Here is a 19,151-nt window from a genome sequence, read left to right on the forward strand (position 1 = left end):
ACGACGCGGGTTCTAGGCCACAAACCCCGTCACCGCATCAATGACGCGGTCGATATGATCCGCCGGCATGTCCGGATGCATGGGAAGCGATACCACCCTATCGGCCGCCGCCTCGGTGACCGGCAGCCCGCCCGGAGCAACCGGAAATCCGGCATAAGGCGCATGCTTGTGCAGCGGAATGGGATAGTAGATTGCGCTCGGAACGCCCTTGTCCGCAAGGTGCGTGCGGAAAGCATCCCGATTACCGGATTCGATCGTGTACTGCGCCCAGGTCGATTGCGCCCCGGCAATTGTCCGGGGGCATTTCACTGCATTGCCGAAACCGGCCTGATACGCGTCCGCCACCCGCTGGCGCGCCTCAATTTCCCCGGCGAACACATCAAGCTTGGCCAACAGGATGGCAGCTTGGATGGTATCGAGACGCGAATTCAGGCCAATGCGTGCGTACTCGTATCGCGTCGCCCCCTCGCCGTGGACGCGGACGGATTTCATCACGTCGAACAGGTCATCGTCCTTGCACAGGACAGCTCCGCCATCACCATAAGCGCCCAACGGTTTGGCTGGATAGAACGAGATCGTCAGGACGTCGGCCCAATGGAGCGGCGACTGCCCGTTCAATGTGCAGCCAAAACCCTGGGCGCAGTCGGAAACCAGCTTCAATCCATGCTCCCGTGCGACGGGCGCCAAGGCCGGATAGTCGGCCGGCTGTCCGAACAGGTCGACGGCGATAACGGCGCGCGGATTCAGCTTGCCATCCGCCTTTACACGCGCAATGGCGGATTCCAAGCTGGCCGGGGCCATATTGTATGTGTCCGGGTCGATATCGACGAAGACCGGCGACGCGCCGGCAAGCACGACCACCTCGGCGGTCGAAGCAAAGGTGAAACTTGGAACAAAGACGGCATCACCCGGACCGATTCCCCAGGCCATCAACGGGATCAGGATTGCGTCTGTCCCATTGGCGCAGCTGAGCGCCCGGCCTATCCCGGCAAAATCCGCGAGTTTCGCTTCGAGCTCCGACACTTCTGGGCCGAGAACGTAACGCCCCTCATCGAGCACCTTCGCAACTGCGATATCAATGCGCTCCCTAATGCGGGCTCGCTGTGCCTTGAGATCGATAAAGGGAATCATGTCGGTCATCGGTTCGATCCGTTCCTGCCTTCGTTGCGCCGTGCGCTTGCTATTGACCGACCTATAAGCGCTGACTTCAGAAGGATAAATTCACGAAGCATTTCGGTTTTCCAGACTGTCGTTCGAGCGACGACCATTCGTTGGCCCGTGAGACGTTCCTGCTTTAGCCACTCGGAAAAGACGCGACTGCGATCAATGGACAAGATCATGATTCCGTTCGCAGCGAAGGGATGCACCTGCACTTTGGATTGCATTCGATTTCGGGCTAGAGAAGTGACTGGCGCGGATCGGGCCTTCGAGGCCATCGGCTTCGCGAATGGGTTGGGGTGGCCGAGGCTATGACACCGACAGTTTCCTTTGCGGCCGCAATTCCAGTTGGAAGCTGGCACGCGTTCATACCGGCAGCGTTCGCGAGCTTGGCTGCGCAGGGGGTCAATCTGGAAGTGGCGCTTGTGGACGCCTCCGGCGATCCTCGCGTGGCAGAAGCCGCTGACCGCAGCAACCTGTCCTTTGCTTATCGCCGTCACGGTCCGGACAAGGGCCAGGCAGATGCGATCGACGAGGGATGGCGTCACACCCGCGGCGATATCGTCTTCTGGCTGAATGGCGACGACCGGCTGGCCTCGGGAGCGTTGAAGACAATCGGCGAGATCTTCGATGCGAATCCCGATGTTGACGTCATCTACGGTCGATCCGGATTTATAGACGCAAACGGTCGCCACATCGGAATGCATGACCAAGTCGAGGCCGTATCGGATTTGCTGTATCGATCGAATATCATTTCGCAGCCCTCCTGCTTCGTTCGGCGTAAAGCGCTGGAGGCAGCGAATGGTATCGACACCAGTCTGCACTACGTGATGGACTGGGAGCTATGGATTCGCCTCTATGCTTGCGGCGCCCGCTTCTTTCATACGGAACAGAGACTTTCAGATGTTTACGTCGGCGATGACACCAAGACAGGCGAGGTCTCGCTTCAGAGGCTGCGGGAAGTCTACACGGTTGTGCGGCGTTACGCCGGCCACTGGCCGGCCATTAAGTCCACAGTCTCCCTGTGGGCGCACACCCTAAGACACCGTCGGCAGCGACCATGACCTATTTCCGGCGGCCTACCATCAGCCTAGTAACGCCGAACTACAATGGCGCCGATTTTCTCGAAGCGACGATTCAGTCGGTGCAGCGGCAGGCTTACGCCGAGCTGGATTACATACTTGTAGACGGGGCCAGCACGGACGGCTCGATTGAAATCCTCGATCGCTACCGGGACAGCGTCGCCTCGGTGATCATTGAGCGGGACGATGGCCATGCCGACGCCATCAACAAGGGGTTTGCCCATGCACATGGCGAGATCATGGGCTGGATCAATTCGGATGACGTGTTGCTGCCGGGCTGCCTTTCCATTGTGAGTCGAATTTTTGCCCGCTACCCGGAAGTGTCGTGGATCACAGGGCTACCGTCTACATGCGATGAGGCCGGGAAGCTCTCCTATGTCGGCCCACTCAAGCGCTGGTCCAGGCTCCGCTTCCTCTCCGGAGACCATCTCTGGATTCAGCAAGAATCCACCTTCTGGCGGCGTAGCCTATGGGAGGAGGCGGGTGGCGGGCTAGATACGAAGTTGAAAGTCGCAAACGATTTCGAACTCTGGGCCCGTTTCTTCCGGCATGCCGACCTATATTCAGTAGATTCGATGCTCGGATGTTTTCGGGTTCGAGAGGGGCAGCGCTCTGTTGCCAATCGCGCCGTCTACATGCGCGAGGTCGACAGCGTATTGAGGCGCGAGTTGTCGGAGGTCGAGCCGGAGTTCCGGGCCCGCTTCGGCACTTTGGTCCCGCTAGTGCCTCGCCGGCTTGACCCCGGCTCACACGCCGGCCTGGAAACGGAACTTGCGCAAGACGACCCTCCGGTCATCACACGGAAGGGGCTGCGTGACCAGATACCACTGCACGCCCAGACCGGGGTCGAAACGCGGAATCGTCCACGTCCACACACCGTCTCTGACGCAGCCGGATGGGTCAGTGTCGCTCGCCGGAACTGGCGCTTCCTAACCGCAGGCCTCGGCCTTCTAACGATGGGCGCGACGATGGCCGCAATCATGCCATCGGCAACGATCTGGATCGTCCTGGCGCTGGGCTTGGGCGCCTCATTTAGCATGATCGCTGCCATGGCGATCAAGACGCGGCGGATCGCCCACTCTCTACTCACGGCCATCGAAGAAAGCCATGTATCCATCGCCCATTCCGCCTATAGTCGGCACATGGTCGAACTGGAGCTGGATGAACTCAGCGAGCGGATGTCGAGGTAAGTAGCAAGGTAAAAGTCGACCGGAAGGACGACCTATTGAGAGCTCCCAGCTAGATGCCCCATTGGCGTCGGTGAAAACGCCAGGCATCTTCAATGATTGTGTCAATATCCGACCTGACCGGATTGAACCCAAGTAGCTCTTCCGCGTAGGCCGTGTCAGCAGACAACACCGGAGCGTCGCCCGGCCGGCGTTCACAAACCTCGTACTTTGGTGTCAGCCCTGTGATGCGTTCGATCGCGCCGAGGATCTCGAGGACTGACACACCATCGCCAGTCCCCAAATTGGCCACGATCTTCCGCTCGCCCATTTTGAGCATGTCCAGGGCCGCGAGATGCGCATCTGCTAAGTCCAGAACATGGACGTAATCGCGGATGCACGTGCCGTCACGGGTCGGATAATCGGTCCCGAACAATTTCATTTTCGGCCCGATACCTGCAGCAGCCTTAAGGGCGTTCGGAATCAAATGGGTTTCCGGATCGTGTTCTTCACCGATATCCCCGTCCGGACTGGCGCCTGCTGCGTTGAAGTAGCGCAAAATCGCACACCTCACACCACCAACATTGGCTACATCTGACAGGATCTGTTCGACCGCCCGCTTGCTACGTCCATAAACGCTCAGGGGGTGGCACGCTTGTCGCTCCGAAATTGGGACAAACTCGGGCTGTCCGTAGACGGCACATGTTGACGAAAAGACCAGATTTTCAACACCGGTCGTCGCCATTGCATTCAACAGGTTCAACGCACCGCCTGTGTTGTTCGTCCAGAACCTCAGCGGAGACCGCTCGCCTTCGCCCACTTCAATACACGCTGCAAAATGCATGACGGCGTCAGGCTTGTACCGCGCCAGTACCCGTTCAATATCACCCTGAACCCGGATATCACCGACTTCCAGAGGCCCCCATTTCACCGCGTGCCTGTGACCCGAAGACAAGTTGTCGAAAACAATCGGCTCGATTCCCCGTGCCGCGATCATCCTGCAAACATGCGAGCCAATATAGCCGGCACCCCCTACAACCAGAATGCGCTTCATTTCGCGCCCCATGCTTTTCGGTTACAAAATAGGCACTTAGCCGATGTAAATGACAATCCTGTCCCCATCGATGAAGACGGAAGAGGGCGCGGGCCAAGGCGTACGACCTTCCAACAGCCCTTCTTCCCGGATCTGTTGAGCCGTCTGCGTGGGCCCGTAGGTTAGTTTGACGGCCGACCCCAGAAGTCCAAAGACGTGATCGTCGACCCAAAGGTCGGAAATCTCGCCATAGTCCATGTGCCCGTCGGCGATCTCATCCCAGTCCCGGCCCCTCGATCGAAGCAGCTGAAGCCGGTATCGCGGAAGATGCCCCACCCGCACCAGATCGTAGCGTTGATTGGGATCGAACTCTTCAAGTGATTCAATTCGGTACAGAATTCGATTGAAGGTAGCCAGGTCACGCTGCTGGCCGCGCAGCAGGACATGTTGCCGGACAAGATCAGCTTGCACGGAGACGATGATCACGAAAAGAGACAGCGCCAGCATTGCTTTACGCACCACCCCCCGGGGGAGGCGCTCGAGGGTAAATAAGGCGCAAAAGGCGTAAAAATAAATAAGGCCAGAATTGTACCTATATTGATATATACCTCCCGGATCAGATATAAAAAATATCGCCTTTGTTGCCAGCACTGCCAATGGCCAAGCCACAACGAGGCTGAACAGCGAGACAAGGTTGGTGCGAGCAGAAACAAGTGACGTCATGACCGCCGCGACAACAAGCATACCAAACGCCGCCTTCGACGCATCAAGCATGTCTGGTTGCGTCGCCAGCAAGTGCCGAAACGCTACAAATGACACCTGCCTGACACGATTGGCCAACGCCCCGAAGTCAGAAATATCGATCGCCTTCCCGTTGTCCGGCAGGTACTGAATGCTAAGCATATATACAGTCAGACCCAAAATCGTCGCGCAAAGCGCACCCAAAGCGGGTGCCCACACCACAACAACTCGGGATATGATGTTTGCGTCGGCTTGGCGGCCGGTGCCTTCATTGGCGCAGGATCGCCATATTACCCCTGTCAGTACTAATACGGCTAAGACACCGACTGCCGCCTGATAAGTCGCGAACATGAAGACGATCATTGCGACCGCTATGACAAATCTCCACAGGCTCAACCTACTCAGCAACAGAGCGGATGCACAAGCAAATGCGTTAGCGAAGAAAAATATCGGCGACATAAAACCATAATAAAAAAACGCCAAATTTATGGGGCAAACAATAATTAAAGACCCAAATATCAATAGCGCGCTGGTTTTTATATTATTATTGTATATTCTAATAACGATTAACGTTGATAAAATTGTTGCGGAAATAGATAGCATCGGCATCACTACGGGAACATTTGCGCCATAGTGAATCCAGCCGATCACCGGTCCCATCCATCGGCCATTTTGGACTTGCTCGTTCTCCGCCAGCCAGGGCATTCGAAACGCGTGGTTGTCCAATAAGAATTGAGATAAGAAAATAAAGTAGGTAAATATACCCAACACCAAGAAATAAATAATTGTGCCGCGCCGATCGACCAATTCATCTCGGGCGCCACGTCCAATCTCAATTAGAAATTTTTCAGCGTCAAGCAAGATTGCCCGGGCGAATACGTTCGCCTTCATCGCCTACGTCCTTTCCTCGACAAAATATTTGGGCCTGTGCTTGGCCTCGAGGTACAACTTTCCGATGTACTCACCTATAAGGCCCAATGCGAACAATTGCACGCCGCCGAAGAAGGTGATCGCGATGATCACGGATGCCCAGCCCTCAACGCTCACACCCGCTATTGCTGCTCCGAACGCAAAAATCGACGTGGCGAAGGCGAGCATTGATATCACTACACCGAGAGCGGTTATAAACCGCAATGGCCTGATTGACAGTGATGTTATTCCCTCCCAGGCGAGCGACAGCATTTTAGCAAGTGGATACTTCGATTCACCTGCCGACCGTTCAGACCGGGAGTACTCCACGATACCGGATTTATAACCCAGCATCGGCACCAAACCGCGCAAGAATAAGTTAACCTCCTTGTACTCGAGAAAGCTGTCCACGGCTCGCCGGCTCATCAGCCTAAAGTCGGCGTGGTTGTGCACAACTTCCACGCCCATTTTTTTCAGAAGCTTGTAGTACCATTCCGCCGTTGTTCGCTTGAATACCGTGTCGGTTTCTCTATCGGCCCGCACCCCATAAACGACGTCACAACCATCTTTCAGATGCCTCCGCACCATGAGCTCAATGACAGCAGGGTCGTCTTGCAGGTCCGCATCAATGGTGACCACGAGATCTCCCTGTGCATTCGCAATGCCCGCATACACGGCAATCTGGTGACCGCGGTTCCTGGACAATTTGACCCCCTGAACTCGGCTTGAGCTCGCGGCCAATTGAGCAATGAGGCTCCAAGTCTCGTCACGAGAGCCATCATCGACAAGAAGGGCATAGCTGTCGTCCGACACCAACCCCTTTTCAACAAGTTCCGAAATAGCGTCGATAAATACTGGGCCACTGACGGGAATGACCTCTTGCTCATTGTAGCAGGGAACCACGACCACAAGCCTAGGCAGCATCACCTTCCCCCTTCTCCGCTGAATCAACCCGCATGAAGACGTAACGTAATCCGACAAAATTTATGGCGCCGTAGGAAACAATTCCCGCCATTTGAGCCAAATAAGAATTTACCTTCAAGATCTCAACAAATACAATTACAACACTTATGTTTATGGTATATGATATAAAAAATACAATCATGAACTTCGCTATTTCGAACGCTGAAACGGCATCGCGCCTCCGAAACGTCCACGCTCTATTCACAATAAAGCTTGCCGCCAAACCGGCGGAATAGCCTAGCATGTTTGAGAGAACGTAATTGACGCCGATAAACTGCAATGAAAATATGGAGATCGCGCCCAATCCAGTGTTCAATACACCGGTGGATATATATTTAAACATTTGATTTAATATAAGCACCCTTCTACTTCCGAGCGGCTATGGAATATTGACCTCCGAGCGGCAGCCACTTCAGGAGCGCCTCAACGGGTCGCATCCATTTTAGAACCCCCGGAAAGAAGACGTGAAATCTGGTTTCGATGGTTTCCCATCCAGCCGACTGGAAGCGTGCCTTCATCAGCTCGCTGCGGATCAGAACAGCATTTTCATCAAAAGGACACGTATTTACTGCGTGAACTGTCAGCGGATTGAGCGGGTTGTGTTCGAACAATACAAACAAACCACCCTTTCTCAAGACTCTGCGGACTTCCGTTAGCCAATACCCGTGTTCTTCAGGAGAAATATGATGAAAAACACAAGCGGTAAATGCCAGGTCGACACTCTCGTCCGGAAGTGGAATTGATCGATCTATCAGCAGGTTTTCCGCAACACCGGGAAATCGTCTTTCCGAAATTTGAAGGCTTTTTTCCGAAACGTCTGCGGCATATGTTTGCGCATCGGGAAAGTATGTATTCATGTGCGGGAGCGTATTTCCGATGCCAGATCCAAAATCGACGATGATTTTGGGCTCTGTACCGTGTTGACGCGCGACCCGACTGGTCTCTCTAACTTTGTATTCCGCAAAATAGTCCGGAGCTTCTCCGGTTATCGCAATATTGGCGGCATGTTGCGCGTCGTACGCATCGGCGTATTGATCGAATTCGGCCCGATCCATACCGGCCCCCTCTAGCAACTATCCCAACCGTATAACCCGTGCCTCTGACAGGCGCTCTCCGGCTCGTCAACGTGAGAGCGGCCCATATTCAACTAGGCCACGGGCACTTCCGTTGACTCCCGGCCTGTCCTCTAAACGAACCTTGCATTTTCCGCAACGACGACACCGTCGCCGAGCTGGATTCGGCCATACGGCGTCTCACAATACTGTCCGCGTTCGTAATTCATGCGGATGCGCCAGCCGGCATCCTTGAACAGTTTCACCATGGAATGGTGATGCTCCGAGGAAATATGAGTGCCGACGAGAGCCGCTTTCACCTTGTCATTCATCTGGCCCATCGCAGTCGGGAGGACATCATACTCCGCGCCCTGGATATCGACATGCATGAAGTCGGCAGGCCCCGACAACAGGTCGAGCACCTCCCGGATCGTGTAGGCCCGCACACTGACATATTCAGCCGCAGACTGGTTGCGCGTCGAAGCGCCATAGTCCTCGTCCGGGTTATCGATTACTGGGAACGACACTTTGCCTGATCTCGCACCAACCGCGCCGTGGATCAGGTGGACGCCGTCGGACGGGAAATCGTTCTGGGCAAAATGGTCTTTCATCCAGTTCCAATGTGTGAGATCCGCTTCAACTGCAACAGCCTCCACAGAGCCAATCCGCGAGTTCTGGCGGCAGGCGGCAAGTGCAGCAGATGCCCAGGTCCCCCAGCCTGCCCCGAGTTCAACGACCCGGTAGGTGTCATGGGCACGTGCAACGCTTTCCAGCACGACGACCCAGTCGAGATAATGTTCGTTGAGAACAGGCAGATTCGGCTGATAGATCGTGCCCGCCGACGGCGCGAACCTCTCCCACCCCTTCTTGAAGCGGGCCTGGGTCGCCACTCCCAGAAAATCATAAACCGAAGCACCATCGGCTTCGACTTTGACGGGTTGGAATTCGGAGAAGATCGGGTCGTGGCTCACCATTGTCATATTCACTTTCTAACGCCATCGAGCCAACGCAATTGCGCCGGCCGATCCGCTGCCAGGTTTCGTCACTTCTGTAGCGTGTTCAGGACATCTGGGACGAAGTTCGCACGGCCGTACCGAGCGGCTAGCATCTTCAGGGCCGCCCGCCTACGCCGCAGGGCTTCCACATCGGAGGAAAGCGCCTCGAGCCGCTCCGGCAGGGACCGGATACTGTTGCGGTCCTCTGCGCAATGAATGACAGCCTGCTCCCAGATTGTTTGTGAGCCGGGGGATTTGTAAGTATCGGCCAAGACCACAGGAATGGCCCCGCTCGCAATGGCCTCCCACAACCGGATGGAGTTCGGCCCCGTTCCGGATGGGCATAAGGCAAACTGGGTCTGCCCCATAATCTCTCTGAACTCGTCCGAGGCCTTGGAATCTACAAGACCGAGGTGATTGTCGGTCCGCTTGAGAATCTGGTGATCGTAGACGATCTTGTTGTAATGCCACGTATCGCGGTCACGAACCAGACCACGGGGGTGATCCTTCAACTCTTCCAGAAGATAGGTCCTGGATTGCGTCAGATAGATCGGCGTGGCCTTTGCCCCTACGAAGGAGAATAGATACTTCCGCTGTTCGATGGGCTCGTCCGACCCATCCGCGACCTGCACGGGATACAATGGGAAAGGATGGATGGCGATACTGTCATCCGCCCCGAACCGGACCTGCGCGTGGGTGGCGTGGGACCAGAAAACATCCGTCACTCCCGCCGCATCGAACAGTTCCGGAAATTTCAGCATGTGGATATGCTGGCAGACCGTGACAACCCGCTCATATCCAGCAACAGCCTTAGCGGCACGCTCCAAACCATCCCGCAACTCGTTCAGCCGGTCATTGTCTGTCAAATTGTGATTGCTCACATCAATTAGCGTCGCCCAAGGAAAGCCAAGATAGGCCGCGCCGCCCTGGCGTAGCGCTAGGAGACGAACCTGATTGAACGCATGCTGTTCGGTGATCGCGGGATGCTGCCAATGCGTATCGTAAGCCACAATGTTCCGGTCGACATAGAGATCATCGCTGCGTGCTGGGCGCGGCGACGCTTCTATGTTGGTAAACGCTGTACGGGAGAGCGCCCTAAGCGGATCGTCGTCCGATATGGGCTGGGGCCGCTTGACCGGCGGCAGCGGTGTGCCGCGTTCCTGAGCCCAGCGCTCCAGTGACTTGTTGATCTTGACCGCCTCGAACTGCTCGCTCTTGATCGGCCACATCTCCAAATCCAGCTTTGCCGGATCCTTTATCCCATCGCTTGCATGAACCATGGCGACACCACCAACGATGCGCATATCGCCCTTCTTGTCATAGGTCCTCAATCCCGTCTCATGTACGTGTATACTGCGGACCTCGCGGCATGGATTGTAGATTGCATGGCCATAGACCGCGAAGACATACGCCACCTTGTTATCGCAGCGTGGCACGCCAAGCGGGAAATTGAGACAGCGATCGCGGTCGGGATTGGACGCCTTGGCGGGTAAATAGGCCCACGTATCCTGGGACCAGTGCGGGTTCGGATGGAGTCTGGTTTCATTGCCCTGAAGCTCATACCGACTTAGCGCCACGAAGCCCGTCGGATCGGCCTCAAACACCTCTTCCAGCCGGCTGACAGTCTCGTCAAAATAAATGTCGGCATTAGCCAAAATCGAGATGTGATCGGGACAGCATGCCTCGGCGAGCTGCGTCCAATCCTGGTAGGTGGGGCGCCGGTCCATCCTGATGACGCTTACGTGCCCACCTGCAGTATCCACGACCGATTCATCGTCGACCATCAGATAAATGTGCGCAATGCGGTCATTGCCTCTGTTTCTTTCAAGACAAAACTCAAGCTCTTTCCGCCTGCCCTCCTCAGCAGGACTGAAATACGGCATGAAAAGAGAAATCGTCACACGCTCACCTTCTTAATTTCTTGTGGCAACGGGTCGTTCACTATCGATTTCACTGACTAGCCCTCGGCACCGCCGCCAAACCTATCAATTTCGGCGTCATAACCCAATCTGACGCACAACTCCTGATAGGAGGTGCTCATTTGAGCCTCTTGGACCAGTTCTTCCGAATATTCCCTGCGAACGCGCGGTGCGATCTTGTTTCCCCGGCGGCCGCTGTCCCCCGACAGCCTCATCACTGATATTAATGCCTTCCAGTCTGAGTTGTAGGGCAGATCCAGCTGTTTGCAAATACCGCGCATAGTCTCGTCGGGGTCGGAAACAAAAGTTTCATACCGCACGATCGGGACATTTTCATAGGTGGACAGGAAAGCCAGATAGCGCCTTGCATACTCGTCGAGCGTTGGCGGAGAGAAATGACACCACTGGTTCCGGTCTAGCGCAAGAAATGAATCGATCGGATGCCGTACCGTGACGATCGACCGGAGCGGGGCCACTTCAGTGAGCATATCCGCGAGGCTTGGACGCTGACGCCAGTCAACGTCGGTGCAGAACTGTGAGTGCGCATGATCGCGAAGGATAAGCCTTCGCCCGATACCATTCATGCGATCGTGGAGCACCTTCATGGCAGCAACGAACATTTCCACTGCGGTGATATCGCTGATCGGACTGAGCGCACTGCGCGCCAGCAGGATCGGGTCCGTCGGAGCGAAGCGCGATCTCTGGGTCGTTAACTGAATGGTGCTGAGCGGGTCCATTTCGCTCAGCAAAAGCGTGTTCGGTTGCGATTGCAGGCCCTTGGCAATCAACGTTCCGCCGGTGCAAGCAAAATGGTGTATGGTGCGGATCGGCACCGCCTCTCGAGGAGGACGCTGCTTCAAAAGACCGGCCAGCCGGTTGAGATCGCTTTTGCTCAACCGGTCGATCGCGTCGACAGTCGGCCTGGCCAACTGACCGTCGGCCACCAGCGAGTTTGCCGCAGACCCCGGGGTAAGTGCGCTCATGACGGTTTGGCCTGGCGCTTGGTAGCAGCCTTCGTCGTTCGTCTTGCAGACGTTCTGGACGCCGAGCCCGTTTTCTTGGCCCGTGTATCGGACACTGCGCGGTCCTCCGTCGAGGAGGCCAACATTACTTTGTGGGCAAGCTCGTCGAGAAAGTTCTCCAATTGCCGTTTCTCGTCTGCCAGTGCGGAATGACGCTCCTGTAGATCGGCCAGATCGGCTTGAGCTATTCTCTGTATCCGCAGCGACAGACGGTTGTCGTCGCGCAGGCCTTCCAGCTCGGACCCCAGCCTTTGGACGGCCTGGCTCTGCTCGTCTGCACGAGCCTGGGCGGCCGTCAATTCAATCTTCAAGCTGTCACGCTGCCTGCGCATTTCCTCCAGGGCATCGAGATTCGCCTTGGCGTCCTGCGCAGCCTTGTCACGCGCCTGCTTGCAGGTCACTATTTCCTTTCGAAGCGCCTCCAACTCGTCCTTGAAGCCGTCGCGTTCGCTGCGCATGCCTTCCAAGGTGTCAATGGCGGCCTGAGCCTCTTCCGCGGCCTTGGCACGTGCCTCCCTGACCGATTCGAGTTCCTGCTTCAGCGCCTCTTGCTGCTGCCGCTTCGCCTCCAGGGCATCGAGATTCGCCTTGGCGTCCTGCGCAGCCTTGTCACGCGCCTGCTTGCAGGTCCCGATTTCCTTTCGAAGCGCCTCCAACTCGTCCTTGAAGCCGTCGCGTTCGCTGCGCATACCTTCCAGGGCGCGCTTCAAGTCTGCGATCTGTCGCTCCTGCCGCTTGTTCCGCGCCACCCAATCCCGGCGGATACGACCATAGCGGAGTTCGGGATCGCTGGGATTGGCTTCCCATTCAATCCGACGCTCCGTCTGGTTCAGCCAGCCCTCCAGCGCCGCCCTGTCCGCTCCGCCCTGATGTAAAGGCGATTCCGGTACGTGCACGACGATGTCGTCAAAGAAATCAAGGAGCTCGGCATCATCGAGGTCGGCAAGCACCAGGCACGCCTCCGATGGGGCATCGACAACCAGTGCAGTAGCACCGGCGATCCTCTCCAGATCCCGGCCGGCGAGCACGCCCCGGGGGGGGATCGTTTTGACTGGCACCGACTCTAGAGACTGGAGGCCGGGGAAGAGTGTCATCGCGCCAGTCATGGCTCGAAGACTGTTCATATCGCTGAAGCTTGTCCGCAGAAACGCCGCCTCCCCAGCCCCTTCGGCCACTGCAGCTTGGACAAAAGTGCCCTTGCCGCTACGCTCGACCCAATCACGCACGGCAAGCGCCCGGTCAGGATCCGGTTCGACGAGCACCAGGTCATCCGCCCGCTCTTCCCAGAAGCGCCCCGCATCCTCGCCGCAACCGATATGCACGATCAGCCCGTAGCGACCGCCTGCAGGATTGAGTAGCTGTTCCATTACTCACGAGCCTCGCTGGACACGCCACTACCGCGCAACTTGCGTAGGGGCGCCGTCAATTTCCACGATGTGGAGCTTCGGGTTTCGTGAAGAGCCGCTCGAAGCTGGCCGGCGTCCTCCAGCGCCAATGCGTGTTGTTTTTCCAGTTCTGCCAGCCGGTCACGCAGCCCGTTCCGGTCTGCGCGGGTCGCGGCCAGCTCTCGCTCCAGCCGTCTTTGTTCCAGCCCCCCGGTCTTCTGCGTAGACAAGCGGTGATACCATTCAAGTTCCTGCTGGCAGGCCAGTAGGGCACTCTGCAGCTCCGCGACAAGCGCGCGCACGGAATCGAGTGGCCCCACTGGGCCCTCATCCACACCAGCTGGCAGGATTTCGGCGGCCGGCGCACTGCGGAGCAGGTCCGGCAGAATTTCCAAGACAGTGTCCGCGTCCCGCTTCGTGACACCAGGATCCGTCACCAGCTGGGCCATACTGGCCGTAAGTTCCTGGTCCAGCCGTTTGAGTGACGGGTTAGCGTCTACAGCGGCTCCTGCTGCCAATCGGTACAGAAGGAATGCAGGGGTGATCTCGGGTGCTTCTTCCGGCCCGACCTTGAACACGAGCCGTGTCCGGCTCTCGAAATAGCTCGCTGCAGCGCGCGATACCTCATTCGACGACAATCGGCTGACATCGGCGGGTAAGATCAGAACCTGGCGGCGCGCTTGCCTATAAAGTTTCAGAACGTCTTCGGCCCGCGCCTGAACGCCATCCAGCGCCTTGGTGGCTTTCGTCCCTGCCATGAGGCTGATTGCGATCAGTTCCTGCAGGGGCGCCGCCCAGACGATTAACTGCGATTTCGCATCGCTCCGCAAGCGCTTTAGCAGGGCCTCGAGATCGAACGGCTCGGCCGCACCGTCCAGCGCTGAGCCGGCATCGCTCCCAAGCGCCAGATCCGAATGCGCAATCGTATGAAACAAGTTCACACCCCTTTTCCTGCCGTCTCTATACTCTCCGATAACCCACAAGGGATCGGGCAACAAGTTCGCGTCACCAGCGCCCGTCTGCCCGCGACATATGGGCGTCCGGCAGGGTCAGGCGAAAACTTGTCATCGGTTGAGCGACAGTCTAACAGGGCAGCTCACACTGGGTTCCCATCTTTCGAGTACCGAGATTTTCATGACGAAGCGTGCACTGATTACCGGCGTCACCGGACAGGATGGAGCTTACCTTGCCGAACTCCTGCTGGACAAAGGATATGAAGTCCACGGGCTAAAGCGCAGGGCATCTTCGTTCAATTCCCAGCGGGTCGACCACCTGTATGTCGACCCACATGAAGCAAGTACGCGCTTCTTCATGCATTACGGCGACATGACAGACTCGACCAACCTGATCAGGTTGGTTCAGCAGATACAGCCAGACGAAATTTACAATCTGGCCGCTCAGAGCCACGTGATGGTTAGCTTCGAGACACCCGAATACACAGCCAATGCTGACGCCATTGGCACCCTGCGCCTTCTCGAAGCCATCCGTATTCTCGGCCTCGAGGAGAAGGCACGCTTCTACCAGGCGTCAACCTCGGAGCTCTATGGGCTGGTTCAGGAAGTACCGCAGAGCGAAACTACGCCCTTTTACCCCCGCAGCCCCTATGCAGCGGCAAAACTCTATGCCTACTGGATCACGGTGAACTACCGAGAAGCCTATAATATGCACGCTTCTAACGGGATATTGTTCAATCACGAAGGCCCGACCCGGGGAGAAACCTTCGTGACCCGGAAGATCACGCGCGGCGTTGCGGCCATACACCAGAACCGTCAGAGCAAGCTCTATCTGGGCAATCTGGACGCGAAACGGGATTGGGGTCATGCCCGCGATTATGTTGAGGGAATGTGGCGAATTCTTCAGCAGGACAAGGCGGACGATTTCGTCCTGGCCACTGGCGAAACCCACACGGTTCGGGAGTTCGTCGAACTGGCGTTTAACGAAGTGGGCGTCACGATTGAATGGAATGGCTCGGGCGTGGACGAGATCGGTCGCTGTACGAAGACGGGCCGTGAACTGGTTGCGGTTGACCCTCGCTATTACAGGCCAACGGAAGTTGATTTGTTGATCGGCGATCCGAAGAAAGCCAAGGACGTATTGGGCTGGCAACATCACACCTCATTCCCGAACCTCGTCAGCGAGATGGTGCAAAGCGATCTCAAGGTGATCGAAACCGAAGCGGCCTACCGTTCCAATCACGGTGAGGTATAGCCCGATGTACACGCTGGAAGGCAAGCGGATCTGGGTCGCCGGTCATCGGGGCATGGTCGGCTCGGCATTGGTCCGGCGCCTGCACCGCGAGCGGCCGAGTGAAATACTAACGGTTTCGCGTCAGGAGCTGGATCTGACGGACCAAGCGTCCACGGCACGGTGGATGCGTGACCAGAGGCCGGACGCGGTATTCGTCCCTGCGGCTAAGGTCGGAGGTATCCTGGCCAACGACACGTATCCAGCAGAATTTTTGTTCGAGAACCTGATGATCGCCTCGAACATTATCCATGCCTCACACCAGGTGGGCGTGGAGAAGTTGTTGTTTCTCGGATCGTCCTGCATATACCCCAAATTTGCCGAACAGCCTATCGTGGAAGATGCGCTGCTTACCGGTGCGCTCGAGCCGACGAATGAGTGGTACGCGATCGCCAAGATCGCCGGAATCAAGCTTTGCCAATCCTATCGGCGACAATATAAGGCGGACTTCATTTCCGCCATGCCGACAAACCTCTATGGCCCCGGCGACAACTATCATCCGACGAATTCGCACGTCATTCCGGCGCTTCTTCGAAAAGCTCATGAAGCCAAGCGGCTGGGCGCACCATCGATGGAGATCTGGGGCACCGGCACGCCGAGACGTGAATTTCTCCATGTCGATGACTGCGCCGATGCGCTTGTGCACCTGATGAAGGTCTATTCTGACGCCGGCCATGTGAATGTGGGTTCGGGGGAAGACCTGCCCATCGAGGAGCTGGCGCGCCAGGTCATGAATGTCGTCGGTTTCGAGGGAGAATTGACAAAAGATCTGAGCAAGCCGGACGGCACGCCCCGAAAATTGATGAGCGCCGATAAAATCCGCGCCCTGGGTTGGCAACCTTCGATCGGTCTGCGGGACGGGCTGGCCGACGCGTACAACTGGTTCCTCACCCATGAGGAGGCGATCCTGCAGGAAAGCTGAGCAGGTTCAAGTTCCTGGCAAGCACGACCGGATCCGACGCCACCAATAGTCCAGGCCAAGTTTTTCGATGACCTGATCGCGCTGCGCCATCAACCGTCCGCTGCGGAAGTGTTTTTCAAACCAGTATTCCAACTTGTCCGCGTTGAGAGCGGAACCTCGCCAGTCATCCACAATCGCTATCGGGAACCCGTCATAGGCCTCCGTCAGCGGCGTTCGGCGGACGATCGGGATGGCACCGTGGAGCAGGGTTTGCCAGGCTTTGGGGGACGGATCGAGCCCGCCACCTTCCACGCACAACACGAAAGCGTGGGAGCGGATTAGCGCTTCAAACGCAGCTTCGCTCACGGGTTCCTCCAGGATCGTCGCGAAGCTGCGCCAATGTGCCTTGGCCAGCTCTGTGACTGTCTTGCGTGTCTCCCATTGTGCGCCGTCACGAACGCGGTGGGCACACAATACCCGCCGGTAACGCTGTCCGATATCACCCCAATCGGGCACTGGCAGCTCAACATCCTGCTCTGCATCGGGAAATACCAGGCCCAGTGGTAGGGCTTCCTGCTTGCTATGGATCCGCGCATCCATGTTCTCACAGAACCACCGTATGAGAAGCGGATTATCGAGCAATTGCACCAACTTGTTGCGGAGCTCTTCGGACAGGGGCGGCCAGCGCTTGTCAGTCTGGTTGGGTAGCGTGACATCCTCGGACCCTGTGACCAGTACAAAGGGCGCGGTCAGACGGGGAACAACGGTGTCGAACAGGTGCCGCAGCGCCGCTTCGTGCGAGCGCAAGGAAACAAAGATGGTGCGTACAGTCGCGACATCCGTCTGCAACCGGTCTTCCACGAAGGGTTCGCTACGGTCCGAGAGAACGATCCAGTCGCAGCGGGCGGCAATTCCGCTCAGGGCGTAGGCGCTGGCCCCTTTGAACTTGGGGAACAGCCGGGTCGATAGTGGTCGTATGGTGGTGTCAGAGTGCATGGGCAAGCAGGCCATCCCATACGCTCCGGACCGGATCGGGAAGTCTGTCCTCTTCGGATTCGCGAACGGTCTGCAGGTTGGCATCGAAGAAATCGAGCGGAGCCCGTGTCTCCAGGTCCAGCGCGGCAAGCAGATCACGCAGCTTGTTCTGCATGGCCACGGTATCGCTCAGGCATTGCACGACTGGAAAATGCAGACGCTGCTGCCAGTCCAGCAGGCGTGAATTGTAGGCGAGCCAGACCGCCAGTCCCTTTTCGATCGGAAAGCCGTTGCGGCTCTCCAGCGATCGGGCGACGGCCATGGGGTGCCGGAATATGCCAAGCGGCCTGGCCTCGGGCAGGGCCTCCAGCCAGCCGTCCAGGGTGATGAGAGTGCGCGGATCCTTGAAGGCCCAGCAGGCCATATCCGCGCGCGATTCGATGAACAGGTCGCGCACTGCGGTGTGCAGGGGCCCCCATTCTATGACGTCCGGTGGCTCGTGCCAGCAGCCGCCATTGGCCTTGAGCAGGTCCTCCTGCATGTAGAGCACGGCCGGCGCTTCCTGCAGCCCTTTGGGGTTCCGCTTGATACTTTGATCGAGCACACGTCCAAGATAAACTCCGGCCTCGAGCAGGGTTCCTGTCAGGGCACTCGTGCCGCTGCGATGCATCCCCAGTACGATATAGCAGGTGCCTTTACTCATTTCCGGACATCCCCTCGGTCCATCCCCGTCACGGCGCCGCGCGAGGTTAGCGGAAGCGGCGCGCGGCGACGAGCCATCGCTACAGATCACCGGAGCCCGCCGATGACAACATCCGTCCAAGCCCTGAGACCGCACGTGCTCGCGATCGGCGCCCTGGGCGGTTCGGGAACGCGTGCCGTGGCGGAAGCGTTCGAAAAGCTCGGCTACAGACATGGTCCGGCATTGAACCGGTCGCGCGACTGCCTGGCCTTCACCTATCTGTTTGTGCGCACCGGCTGGATGGGCACCCCCCTGCCCGCCCCGGCCGAACGGCTGGCGGCGATGCGGGCCATCGCACAGACCGGGGACCACCGGCTGGCGCCGCCGCTGGATGCCCTGACGGATGCGATCGTGGAGCGGAGCGGACCGGCCGGCAGCGCACCCTTCATGATCAAGGAGCCCAACAGCCACATGTTCGCCGACGCCATCCTGGAGTCCTGGCCGGATGCGGGCTTCCTGTTCGTGCACCGCCACCCGCTGGACATGGCCTTCAGCGCCAATCTGAATCAGCTGAAACGGTGGGGACCGGACATGGGGATTGCGCCGGAACGCTTCGATTCGGTGCCCGCGGCGCAGCTGGAAGTGTGGATCCGCGCCTACAAGGCGCAGATGGAACGCCAGGTGCGCTATCCCGGACGCACGGCGATGCTGGACTATGAACGCTTCGTGGAGACACCGTCCGCCATACTGGGCGAGGTCTGGTCGGCCTTGGGCGGCGGAGCCGACCCGGACCGGCTGGACCGGGCCTGCCAGGGCGTGTTCGTGCCGCAAAGCCGCGGACGCTGGCGCGAGGCGGACCTGTCGCAATTCACCGCCGCCCAGCGCGAGTTCTGCGCGGACCACGGCTGGCTGTGAGCCCGGAAG

The 19,151-nt window shown here is 57.8% G+C and carries 18 protein-coding genes; 5 read left to right on the forward strand and 13 right to left on the reverse strand.

Annotated features, from left to right (window positions below; all coding sequences use genetic code 11):
• Nucleotides 1-12 precede the first annotated feature (12 nt).
• The gene (locus Q1U94_RS00585) at nucleotides 13-1,140 is read right to left on the reverse strand and encodes a DegT/DnrJ/EryC1/StrS aminotransferase family protein (RefSeq protein ID WP_300540834.1); all 1,128 of its coding nucleotides are present in this window, start codon (nucleotides 1,138-1,140) and stop codon (nucleotides 13-15) included.
• Between the two features lie 329 nt (nucleotides 1,141-1,469).
• On the opposite strand from Q1U94_RS00585, the gene Q1U94_RS00590 reads away from it, so the two are divergent.
• Complete coding sequence (locus Q1U94_RS00590) at nucleotides 1,470-2,222, forward strand: glycosyltransferase (RefSeq protein WP_300540837.1); 753 nt, start codon at nucleotides 1,470-1,472, stop codon at nucleotides 2,220-2,222.
• Entirely contained in the window at nucleotides 2,219-3,430 is a 1,212-nt protein-coding gene (locus Q1U94_RS00595) for a glycosyltransferase family 2 protein (RefSeq protein WP_300540841.1), read from the forward strand. The genes Q1U94_RS00590 and Q1U94_RS00595 overlap by 4 nt, the downstream gene beginning before the upstream one ends.
• 49 nt (nucleotides 3,431-3,479) lie before the next feature.
• On the opposite strand, the gene galE is transcribed toward Q1U94_RS00595, so the two are convergent.
• From galE to Q1U94_RS00640, 10 genes are all read right to left on the reverse strand, one after another.
• Nucleotides 3,480-4,460: a UDP-glucose 4-epimerase GalE gene (gene galE, locus Q1U94_RS00600; RefSeq protein WP_300540844.1), complete on the reverse strand. Its 981-nt coding sequence runs from the start codon at nucleotides 4,458-4,460 to the stop codon at nucleotides 3,480-3,482.
• Nucleotides 4,461-4,496: 36 nt separating this feature from the next.
• On the reverse strand, nucleotides 4,497-6,071 hold the full coding sequence (locus tag Q1U94_RS00605; protein WP_300540847.1) for a glucosyltransferase domain-containing protein: 1,575 nt from the start codon (nucleotides 6,069-6,071) through the stop codon (nucleotides 4,497-4,499).
• Between the two features lie 3 nt (nucleotides 6,072-6,074).
• The gene (locus Q1U94_RS00610) at nucleotides 6,075-7,013 is read right to left on the reverse strand and encodes a glycosyltransferase family 2 protein (RefSeq protein ID WP_300540850.1); all 939 of its coding nucleotides are present in this window, start codon (nucleotides 7,011-7,013) and stop codon (nucleotides 6,075-6,077) included.
• Nucleotides 7,003-7,395: a GtrA family protein gene (locus Q1U94_RS14100; protein WP_366917236.1), complete on the reverse strand. Its 393-nt coding sequence runs from the start codon at nucleotides 7,393-7,395 to the stop codon at nucleotides 7,003-7,005. The genes Q1U94_RS00610 and Q1U94_RS14100 overlap by 11 nt, the downstream gene beginning before the upstream one ends.
• Before the next feature lie 22 nt (nucleotides 7,396-7,417).
• Nucleotides 7,418-8,107, reverse strand: a complete 690-nt coding sequence (locus Q1U94_RS00615) for a class I SAM-dependent methyltransferase (RefSeq protein ID WP_300540852.1) — start codon at nucleotides 8,105-8,107, stop codon at nucleotides 7,418-7,420.
• Nucleotides 8,108-8,238: 131 nt separating this feature from the next.
• Complete coding sequence (locus tag Q1U94_RS00620; protein ID WP_300540855.1) at nucleotides 8,239-9,078, reverse strand: FkbM family methyltransferase; 840 nt, start codon at nucleotides 9,076-9,078, stop codon at nucleotides 8,239-8,241.
• A 68-nt stretch (nucleotides 9,079-9,146) separates the two neighbouring features.
• The gene (locus tag Q1U94_RS00625; protein ID WP_300540858.1) at nucleotides 9,147-11,000 is read right to left on the reverse strand and encodes an exostosin family protein; all 1,854 of its coding nucleotides are present in this window, start codon (nucleotides 10,998-11,000) and stop codon (nucleotides 9,147-9,149) included.
• A gap of 56 nt (nucleotides 11,001-11,056) precedes the next feature.
• On the reverse strand, nucleotides 11,057-12,001 hold the full coding sequence (locus Q1U94_RS00630) for a sulfotransferase (RefSeq protein ID WP_300540861.1): 945 nt from the start codon (nucleotides 11,999-12,001) through the stop codon (nucleotides 11,057-11,059).
• On the reverse strand, nucleotides 11,998-13,407 hold the full coding sequence (locus Q1U94_RS00635; RefSeq protein ID WP_300540864.1) for a hypothetical protein: 1,410 nt from the start codon (nucleotides 13,405-13,407) through the stop codon (nucleotides 11,998-12,000). The genes Q1U94_RS00630 and Q1U94_RS00635 overlap by 4 nt, the downstream gene beginning before the upstream one ends.
• Nucleotides 13,407-14,360 carry a hypothetical protein gene (locus Q1U94_RS00640; protein ID WP_300540867.1) on the reverse strand — a complete coding sequence of 318 codons (954 nt, stop codon included), beginning with the start codon at nucleotides 14,358-14,360 and terminating at the stop codon, nucleotides 13,407-13,409. Before Q1U94_RS00640 ends, Q1U94_RS00635 begins: the two co-directional genes overlap by 1 nt.
• A gap of 199 nt (nucleotides 14,361-14,559) precedes the next feature.
• Between Q1U94_RS00640 and gmd the strand changes: the two genes are divergently transcribed.
• Together gmd and Q1U94_RS00650 are read left to right on the forward strand one after the other, a co-directional pair.
• Complete coding sequence (gene gmd / locus Q1U94_RS00645) at nucleotides 14,560-15,633, forward strand: GDP-mannose 4,6-dehydratase (RefSeq protein WP_300540869.1); 1,074 nt, start codon at nucleotides 14,560-14,562, stop codon at nucleotides 15,631-15,633.
• A gap of 4 nt (nucleotides 15,634-15,637) precedes the next feature.
• Nucleotides 15,638-16,591 carry a GDP-L-fucose synthase gene (locus tag Q1U94_RS00650; protein WP_300540871.1) on the forward strand — a complete coding sequence of 318 codons (954 nt, stop codon included), beginning with the start codon at nucleotides 15,638-15,640 and terminating at the stop codon, nucleotides 16,589-16,591.
• A gap of 6 nt (nucleotides 16,592-16,597) precedes the next feature.
• On the opposite strand, the gene Q1U94_RS00655 is transcribed toward Q1U94_RS00650, so the two are convergent.
• Together Q1U94_RS00655 and Q1U94_RS00660 are read right to left on the reverse strand one after the other, a co-directional pair.
• Nucleotides 16,598-17,566 carry a hypothetical protein gene (locus tag Q1U94_RS00655; RefSeq protein WP_300540874.1) on the reverse strand — a complete coding sequence of 323 codons (969 nt, stop codon included), beginning with the start codon at nucleotides 17,564-17,566 and terminating at the stop codon, nucleotides 16,598-16,600.
• Nucleotides 17,556-18,248, reverse strand: a complete 693-nt coding sequence (locus Q1U94_RS00660; protein ID WP_300540877.1) for a hypothetical protein — start codon at nucleotides 18,246-18,248, stop codon at nucleotides 17,556-17,558. Before Q1U94_RS00660 ends, Q1U94_RS00655 begins: the two co-directional genes overlap by 11 nt.
• Between Q1U94_RS00660 and Q1U94_RS00665 the strand changes: the two genes are divergently transcribed.
• Nucleotides 18,210-19,142 (forward strand): sulfotransferase, encoded by a 933-nt coding sequence (locus Q1U94_RS00665; protein WP_366917237.1) that lies wholly within the window; start codon nucleotides 18,210-18,212, stop codon nucleotides 19,140-19,142. The two genes, Q1U94_RS00660 and Q1U94_RS00665, sit on opposite strands and share 39 nt — an antisense overlap.
• Nucleotides 19,143-19,151: the final 9 nt, after the last annotated feature.

The organism is Maricaulis sp., from assembly GCF_030149515.1.
Lineage (GTDB): Bacteria > Pseudomonadota > Alphaproteobacteria > Caulobacterales > Maricaulaceae > Maricaulis.